Origin of the sequence: Deferribacter abyssi (genome assembly GCF_049472655.1) — a bacterium.
Classification (GTDB): Bacteria; Chrysiogenota; Deferribacteres; order Deferribacterales; family Deferribacteraceae; genus Deferribacter; species Deferribacter abyssi.
Genome location: NZ_JAQNCS010000031.1, coordinates 1 through 7976, shown reverse-complemented (window position 1 = coordinate 7976; position 7976 = coordinate 1). Strand labels below are relative to the sequence as shown.

5 protein-coding genes are annotated in these 7976 nt (G+C 29.8%); all 5 read left to right on the top strand.

Translation table 11 applies throughout. The annotated features are described in order from the left end of the window. Positions 1 to 321 precede the first annotated feature (321 nt). The 5 genes from aroF (at position 322) to OWK30_RS11315 (ending at position 7822) form a co-directional block, all read left to right on the top strand. Positions 322 to 1341: a 3-deoxy-7-phosphoheptulonate synthase gene (gene aroF, locus OWK30_RS11335; protein ID WP_423326577.1), complete on the top strand. Its 1020-nt coding sequence runs from the start codon at positions 322 to 324 to the stop codon at positions 1339 to 1341. Between the two features lie 79 nt (positions 1342 to 1420). After that, positions 1421 to 4030 carry a tetratricopeptide repeat protein gene (locus OWK30_RS11330; RefSeq protein WP_423326575.1) on the top strand — a complete coding sequence of 870 codons (2610 nt, stop codon included), beginning with the start codon at positions 1421 to 1423 and terminating at the stop codon, positions 4028 to 4030. Next, positions 4000 to 5124, top strand: a complete 1125-nt coding sequence (locus OWK30_RS11325) for a sensor histidine kinase (RefSeq protein WP_423326573.1) — start codon at positions 4000 to 4002, stop codon at positions 5122 to 5124. The genes OWK30_RS11330 and OWK30_RS11325 overlap by 31 nt, the downstream gene beginning before the upstream one ends. Next, positions 5117 to 6550 (top strand): sigma-54-dependent transcriptional regulator, encoded by a 1434-nt coding sequence (locus OWK30_RS11320; RefSeq protein WP_423326571.1) that lies wholly within the window; start codon positions 5117 to 5119, stop codon positions 6548 to 6550. The genes OWK30_RS11325 and OWK30_RS11320 overlap by 8 nt, the downstream gene beginning before the upstream one ends. A 39-nt stretch (positions 6551 to 6589) precedes the next feature. After that, positions 6590 to 7822 carry an EAL and HDOD domain-containing protein gene (locus OWK30_RS11315; protein WP_423326569.1) on the top strand — a complete coding sequence of 411 codons (1233 nt, stop codon included), beginning with the start codon at positions 6590 to 6592 and terminating at the stop codon, positions 7820 to 7822. Positions 7823 to 7976: the final 154 nt, after the last annotated feature.

The window sequence follows — 7976 nt, the reverse complement described above, 5'->3', positions numbered from 1 at the left end:
AACATAATCCCCACTTATACAACAAAAAAACGTAGGAGTTGCGCTATGCAATCAAACAATGTAGTACAAAAAAAGGGGTGACTCCAGAAAATAGTGTTTGACATTGGAGTTTAATTTTGTTAAAGGAAATTATGAATTGTGGATTAATAATCTCAAATAAATCTTTGTTTAATCAGTCTAACAGTTTTTTCTTTTACTTTTTTTATAACAAGTGGTGGAGTGCCGCCTGTTGAGGCCAGTAAAGGTGTAATTTATATATAAAGGCCACAGGCGGTAAAACCGCTTGTGGCCTTTTTTTTTTAGAAAATTTTGGAGGTTGTTATGATTGTAGTTATGAAGATTGGGGCAACACGAGAACAGCTTGATGATGTTTGTAAAAAAGCTGAAGAGCTTGGTTTTACTCCACATGTGATTTATGGTAAAGAGAGAAATGTGATTGGTTTGGTAGGGATTGGTGGTAAAAGGGACGAAATAGGAATTGTGGAGGATTTACCAGGAGTTGATAGGGTTGTACCTATTACAAAGCCGTATAAGCTTGCAAGCAAAGAGGTAAAACAGGAAACAACCATTGTTAAAGTAAAAGGTGTAGAAATTGGTGGAGAGGAAATTGTGGTAATTGCAGGTCCATGTTCAGTTGAGAGTGAAGAACAAATAATTAAAACTGCAGAGTATGTGAAAGCTGCTGGAGCAAAGATTCTTCGAGGAGGAGCTTTTAAACCAAGAACAAGTCCATATTCCTTTCAAGGGTTGGGAGAGACTGGCTTAAAATATATGGCAAAGGCGCGAGAAATAACTGGATTACCAATTGTAACTGAGGTAGTTAATCCTAGAGATGTCGACGTAGTATATAAATATACTGATATGTTTCAGGTTGGTGCGAGAAATATACAAAATTTTGCGTTATTAAAACTTTTAGGACAAACTGATAAACCTGTTCTTTTAAAAAGAGGAATGGCCACTACAATTGAAGAGTTTTTAATGTCAGCTGAATATGTGTTATCTGAGGGGAACAAAAATGTTGTTCTTTGTGAAAGAGGAATAAGAACGTTTGAAACAGCAACAAGAAATACTCTTGATATTAGTTGTGTCCCAGTGGTTAAAGAGAAATCTCACTTACCAATCATAATTGATCCTTCGCATGCGTCTGGGCATTGGCATTATGTTCCTGCTTTGTCTAAGGCTGCTATTGCAGTTGGAGCTGATGGCTTGATAATAGAAGTTCATCCTGATCCTGAAAACGCATTAAGTGATGGTGCGCAATCTTTAAAGCCTGACATTTTTCTGAGGTTGATGGGGGAATTGAAAAGTGTGGCTTTAGCTGTTGGTAGATATATGTATTAAAATTGTTGGGGCTTAAGTTCCCCTCTTTCTTCTCTAAATTTTTCTTGTAAAAACTTTTTTATCATTTTAAAATTAAATTATGATTAAACGTGTACTGTTTATTTTAATTATATATGCATCACTTGGACATACATTGGGTGTTTATATTAATAAAACTGAATATTCTGTTGTAATTAGATTTGCACTATTAAGTGAATATTTTGAATCTATTAAGAAAAATGATAATAAAATAATTTTACTTTTAAATAAAAATATTGCTTTTAAAATGATACAAGAACCAAAAACTAAGCTATTAAAGGATATTAAAGGAGCAGACAATAAAATTATTATTGCTTTAAAAACAGATGCAGATTATTTTTTAAAAAAAGATGGTAAAGATATTTATCTTTTTATCACACCAAAGAAGAAGATATCCGATCTTAATTTGAAATCTCCGATTGAAAAACCTATTTTAAAAACAAAAAGTAAAAAAATAAAAAATGATGCAGCTGAAAAAATATTAGCTGAAGTAGAATCTGAAATTGATAATGGTTTATACAATAGTGCCATAAATAAACTTCTTGATTTAATTGCAAAGCATGAAAACGATTTTTATGCTCAAGAAGCTTATTATAAGCTGGGAATGCTTTATTACAAATTAGGGGATGAAGATCCTAAAAACTACCTTAGAGCTGCTGATTACCTATCAGATTTTGCATCTAAATTTCCTGATAATTATAGGGCTTCAGATGCACTTTACTATTCAGCACTCAGTAAAGAAAAAGCTGGTATGTATTTTGAAGCAATTTTTGATTATAAGGCTATAATAGTGACATATCCCGAGACATTGTTTGCTAAAAAAAGTTATATGAGAATTGTATCTATTTATGAACATATTGGACAGTATGATAAAGCTATTAATACATTAAAGGAATATTCTGATAAGTTTAAAGATAATTCTATTAAGGTGTTAGCAAGAATTGGTAAGTTTTATGCCATGTTAAAAGACTATGAATTAGCTAGGGAGTATTTTTTAAAAGTAATAAACAGCAAAGATGATTTGATAAAACTTGGTGCTGATACTTTATATGCAATAGCTAAAACATTTGAGATAAAAGGTGATGAAGAATACGCATTATCGATATATGCAAAGGTTTATAATATTTATCCAGATAGTAAGTTTGCAGATATAGCTATGTATAATTCAGCACTTTTACTGGAAAAGCTTGGGAAAGAAAACCTTGCAAACAGTTTACTCTTGGAGTGTAAAAAAAAGTATTCTAAACGTATTGGTGGGCAGAAAGCAGCAGTACATTATGTTGAAAAATACTTAGGCGAAAATGCCACTGAGTATTGGATAGATTTCTTGATAGATGTTTTAAATTCTTCCATTGATGTAAATCTTACTGCAAAGGCTACTAGGCTTATAGTTCAGTCGTATTTTAGAGAAAAGAGATTTAATGAAGCTTTAGAAAAAATAAGTGAGTTTGAGTCAAAATTTTTTGATACTCCAGAGCTTAATAATGTGTATGATATAAAACAGCAGATATTTCTAAATTTTGCTAAAAAATTTTTAAAAGAAGGTAAATATCAGCAAAGTATAGATTATATAAATAAACTAATTACAGAGTTTCCAGAAACTAAATATTTGGCTGAAGCTGAAAAATTAGCTGAGAGTATTTATCTTATTAAAACAAGAAGGTTGTATGAAAATGGTGAGTATGAAAAAGTTATGAAAGAAATACAAAACTATATGGTAAATCACAAAAAAATATACTTTAGAAAGAATTGGGATGTTTTGCTTGAAAGTTCATATTATTATTATATAAAGAAGCTAATAAAACAACATAATAATGATAAAGCTGCAATATTAAGCAAGGAATATTTAGTATATTTTCCTAATGGAAAATATGAAGATGAATTTCTCTCAATTCTAACTGATTATTTTATTGGTAAAATAATTAATTATATTCAAAAAGGTAATTATGCTAGTGGAATTACATTTTATAATAAAAATAACAATTGGATTAAGCTACTAAAAAATGAAAGTAATTTAGCAATTATAAAAGGGTATCTATCATTTTGTTATTTTAAGCTTGGTGATTTTGAAAAAGCAAAACACTTATATAATACGATTAAAAATTATAATTTTTCTATAGTTAATATGCTTGGGATACTTTTTGGTGAAAAGATTACGGTGGAGAACGTAAATGAATTGAGCGACAAAGATTTAAAAATAATTTTTGATGAGCTTAAATTTTCAAAGCAAGATGATGCTTATAACATTTTAAAACTGTATAGAAAAAATCCTGTATTAAAATATAGGTTGATGTATGAACTTGTAAACACCTTTGAGAAAGAAAGGAAAATTACTGAAATCAAAAAACTATATGAAGACATCAAGAAGTTAAACTTAATAGATGAGTTCAAAGAAATAATATTGGATAGAGGGATGATTGCTTTTGAAGCAGGTGACTATAATTTAGCTGCTAAGCTTTTTGAAGAATTCATTTTAAAAAATAGTAAGTATAGTAGAATGGATAAAGTATATTATTTTCTTGGAAAATCGTATCTGAAAATGGGCGATGAAAAGGCTAAAATATTTTACAATAAGCTTATACAAAATTATCCTAATAGTTTCTATAGTAAGTTAGCGAAAAAAGAATTGAAGGAGTTAAATTGGCTAAAGAGAGTAAAAGAAGCGAAATAGAGTTATTAAGTGAAGCATTTCATGCTTTTAATGTAGCTACAGAAAAGCTTCAAAATAGTTATGCTGCACTTAAAGATGAAACTGAGAAATTAAGAAAAGAGATTGAGGAGAAAAATAAACAGCTTGAGGAAGTATCATCATTATTGTCATCAGTGTTGATGAGTGCAAATAGTGCTATTGTTGCATTGGATAATAAAGGAGAAATTATAATATCAAATAAGAAGTTTGATGAGTTATATGATTTTTATGGAGATAAATTTTTAGAATTTTTGAAAAAGAATATGTTTGAAGGAATTTTTGAAAAAGATTTTGGAAGGAAAGTGTTCAGAATTAGTGTAGGAAAATTTAACCATAACGGTTTAGATGGATGGACATTTTCCATAGATGATGTTACGAATTTTAAAGAGATGGAGAAAGAGCATAGAAGAGATGAGCATTTAAAAACAATGGGAGTTATGGCAGCCAATATTGCTCATGAAATAAGAAACCCTTTGGGCAGTATAGAGCTGTTTGCTTCATTACTTTCTAGGGATTTGAAAAATGATCTAGAAAAACAATCATTGGCTGATTCAATTTTAAAAGGTGTAAAAAGTATTAATTCTACTATATCGAATATATTATTATTTTCTAAAGATGTCATTGTGAAAATGGAAAAACATTATCTTGCTGATATTCTGGATGATGTTGTACTCTACTTAAGACATCTTATGTTAGATAAAAAAATAAAATTTATTAATAGGATAAACGAAGATAGTATAATCTATTGTGATAAAGAGCTAATGAAACAGGTTTTTATGAATCTTATTCATAATGCCATTGATGCTGTAGGTGAGAATGGTAAAATTGAATTATATAATTTTTGTGATAAAGGGTTTGACATTGTTGTGGTTGAAGATAACGGTTGTGGTATCGATCAAGGATTTTTGGATAAGATATTTATTCCTTTTCATACTACAAAGACGAAAGGGACAGGGCTTGGATTATCCATTGTTTATAAAATTATAAAGGCTCATGGAGGAAATATTTTTGTTGAAAGTGATGGTAAAAGCTATACTAAAATATTAATTAAGTTAAAAAGAGGGGAAAATGTTTGATAAAAAACATGTGTTAGTGGTTGATGACGATGAAAATATGAGAAAAGGTTTAGAAGTAACGATCAAGCGCATGGGGATTAATGTAGATACTGCTGTAGATGCAGCTGATGGTTTTGATAAAGCTATGAAAAAAAGATATGATTTTATAATTTCAGATTTAAAGATGCCTAAAATTGATGGTTTATCATTTTTCAAAATGTTAAAAAATGCTGGTTTAGATGTACCAGTTTGTTTTATTACAGCTTATGCAACAGTAGAAACTGCTGTTGAAGCTTTGAAAATGGGCGCGTTTGATTATATTGTGAAACCTTTTCCTCCAGAAGTTGTTGAAGAACTTATCTCAAGAGGGTTAAACCTTGGGAAACATAAGATTTTAAGAAATAATGATAAACGAAAAGTTATTTATAAAAGTAAATATATGGCTGAAATTTTTTCTATTGCAATGGATGTAGCAAGCAGTGAAGCGACAGTGTTAATTACTGGAGAGTCAGGTACTGGTAAGGAAGTCCTTGCTAGATTTATTCATGAAAATAGTAGGCGGAAAAATAATCCCTTTGTAGCTATTAACTGTGCTGCTGTACCTGAAAATTTAGTGGAAAGTGAATTTTTTGGATATGAAAAAGGGGCTTTTACAGGTGCAGAGAAGAGAAAGCCTGGAAAATTTGAGCTTGCAGATGGAGGAACTATTCTTCTTGATGAAATTGGGGAAGTACCATTACATTTACAAGCAAAATTGTTAAGAGTTTTACAAGAAAAGGAGATTGAAAGGCTTGGTGGCATAAAGCCAGTTTCGGTAGATGTAAGAATTATTGCTACTACTAATAGGGACTTGAAAGAAGAAGTGAATAATGGGAATTTTCGAGAGGATTTATATTATAGGTTAAATGTTATAAATATTCATGTACCCCCACTTAGGGATAGGAAAGAAGATATACTTTATCTTGCAGAGTTTTTTTTAGAAAAGTATTCAAAAATAAATGGGAAAAAATTGAAGGCTTTAAGTGATGATGCGAAGAGAGTTCTTTTAGATTATGATTGGCCTGGTAATGTGAGAGAGTTAGAGCATACTATTGAGCGTGCTGTAATTTTAAGTAAAGATGAAAAGATAGTGCCAAGAGATTTGTTTTTACATGGTCTTGTTTTTAGCAATGATTTTGATATTAGTAAAAACTATGGTGATGAAACTATAGAAGAAGATAATGTTGATAATGTAAAAAATAATAGAGAAAACTCTTTTGAACTGAAAGGTAGAAGTATTGCAGAAGTGGAAAAGGAACTGATTTTAAACACGTTAAAAGATGTTGGAGGGAATAGAACAAAAGCCGCAGAAATACTTGGAATAACTGTTAGAACTCTGAGAAATAAATTGAATGAATATCGTTCACAAGGAATAGATGTAGATAAATACCTTGAAAAAAGTAATTAGGATTGATTTTAAAATTCTCGTATAGAGGTTGATTATTATATGAATTTAAATAAAACGTTTATAGGTCGTCAACCCATATTGGACGAAAATAGTAGACTAGTTGGGTATGAGTTGTTGTTTAGAAAGTCAGGAGATGCGACAAGAGCTGAAATAAACGATCCTTTTATTGCTATTGTTGAGACCCTTGTAAATGCGTTAGACCATTTTGGAGTGGATGTTTTAATTGGAAATGGATATGGTTTTATAAATGTTAACAAAAAGGTTTTAATGTCGCCAATTATTGAGCTGTTACCACCAAAACGTTTTATATTTGAAATTCTTGAAGATGTTGTTGTTGATAAAGAGTTGCTTGAAAGGTTAGAAGATCTAAGGTTAAACGGGTATCTATTTGCATTGGATGATTTTACTTTTGAACAATTTAATATAAATGTTCTTAAAGATGTGGAACCTTTTATTGATATAATTAAAGTGGATCTTTTAAATATTGGCGAAGAAGAAATTATTAGAAATACAAGATATTTAAAAAAGACAAACTGTTTTCTTCTAGCTGAAAAAGTAGAAAATAAAGAACAATACGAATTGTGTAAATTTCTTGATTATGATTATTTCCAAGGATTTTATTTCGAAAAACCTGAAACTTTGGAAGCTAAGAAAATTGATCCCCAGAAAATGGGCATTCTTAGATTAATAAACTTGATTAACAAAGATTCAAGTATAAAAAAGATTGTAGAGACATTCAATTTGTATCCTGATTTAAGTTTTAGTTTATTGAAGTTTATTAACTCAGCTGCTTTTTATTTAAGGAATCAGGTAAGATCTATTCAGCATGCAATAAGCCTTATAGGTATGAAAAAACTTTTAAACTGGTTAATAATGTTAAGTTATGTTAGCAAAAATGATGTTGGGCTTGATTCCCCACTTTTTCAGATGGTAGCTGTGAAAGCAAAAACAATGGAAATTTTGTGTAGCGATTATTTAAAAAGAAGCGATTGTGATAGTGCTTTTTTAGTTGGATTGCTTTCAAATATTGATGTTCTGTTTTCTATGCCAAAGGAAGAGTTGTTGAATAATATTTCTGTTTCGGATGAGATAAAACTCAGTGTTTTAAATTATGAAGGGTTTCTGGGTGAACTTTTAAGAATTGTTGAACAAAGTGATAAAGAAGAAGATATAACTGAAATTGAAAATAGTTTAGGTTTGACTTTAGACCATATTACAGATGCAAAGCTTAAAAGTTATAAGTGGTTTTATACTCTTGTGAAAGAAATGTAAAATTTATTAATAGTTATTCTTCATTGTACTGGTTATTATCTATAGATTAATAAAGTTTGTAGTTTAGTCTAGTTTTCACTTTTTCAGTAAGAACTCCTACGAATATTTTAAAAAGGAATAATGTCATTTATCTTATCAAAAATAAGACAGAGGA

Bases quoted from the DNA above. Each gene is read 5' to 3' on its own strand.
- OWK30_RS11320 (WP_423326571.1), top strand. From the start codon at position 5,117: ATGTTTGATAAAAAACATGTGTTAGTGGTTGATGACGATGAAAATATG.
- aroF (WP_423326577.1), top strand. From the start codon at position 322: ATGATTGTAGTTATGAAGATTGGGGCAACACGAGAACAGCTTGATGAT.
- OWK30_RS11330 (WP_423326575.1), top strand. From the start codon at position 1,421: ATGATTAAACGTGTACTGTTTATTTTAATTATATATGCATCACTTGGA.
- OWK30_RS11315 (WP_423326569.1), top strand. From the start codon at position 6,590: ATGAATTTAAATAAAACGTTTATAGGTCGTCAACCCATATTGGACGAA.